This window comes from Youngiibacter fragilis 232.1, from assembly GCF_000495435.3.
GTDB lineage: Bacteria > Bacillota > Clostridia > Clostridiales > Clostridiaceae > Youngiibacter > Youngiibacter fragilis.
In genome coordinates, this window is record NZ_AXUN02000081.1 from 1 (window position 1) to 745 (window position 745).

General features: G+C 49.0%; 1 protein-coding gene. It reads right to left on the minus strand.

Annotated features, from left to right (window positions below; translation table 11 throughout):
- On the minus strand, positions 1-612 hold a 612-nt coding region (locus T472_RS05115; RefSeq protein ID WP_242864765.1), incomplete at its 3' end, for a Mu transposase C-terminal domain-containing protein.
- Positions 613-745 lie beyond the last annotated feature (133 nt).

Consider the following 745-nt stretch of genomic DNA (forward strand, 5'->3'; position numbering starts at 1 on the left):
GGCAGTGCTTCTCTCTTTATCCTTGCGCAACTCATTTTTCCTCTGTGCGCCATTCAGCAGTCGCGACTCGATTGGCTTGAGGATAGTCAGATGTTCAGGCACTATAGGCTTTGCACCCACTCGCTCTCCTATGGTAAGCTTCTTTGCCTTGAATGGCTTTGCACCAGGATACTCGATGGTCACCTCGAATGTGTCTGATGGGTCATAGACTACGTCTACAGTGCAGCCTACAAAGGTGACTCCAACCTCATATTTGTCTCCATTGAAGCTTATGCATCCGCTCTTGTCCACCTTCCTTTCCTCTGCATGGAGGAATGCATCTGCGATGATCTCAGGCGCTATTCTCTTTATCGGAGTGCTGTCAAGATTGTATGCCTGCACTGGAGTCAGTCCGTTGATTGCTGAGTGCTCCTTGTTCTGGTAGCACTCCTCCAGCCATACCCAAAACAGCCTGTTCATGTTATCAAGGCTCTTGGGGCTGGGGTCAACCTGGTATTCATCCAGAAACCTGTCAATGTTCTGGTTAAAGCGTTCTATTTTGCCAGTTCCCTCCGGCGAGTATGGTGTTGCAAACATCAGCCTCACGCCTAGCTTTGCGCACGCTCTGGTCATCCATCTGGTCCGATATTGTTTTCCATTGTCAAAATATACGGACTGTGGCAAACCATGCTTCATGACAGCTTTTCTGAAGCAGTCTTCGACAATAATCTGCTCAAGGCTGTTGTAGAACTCAGCGTGCAGCACC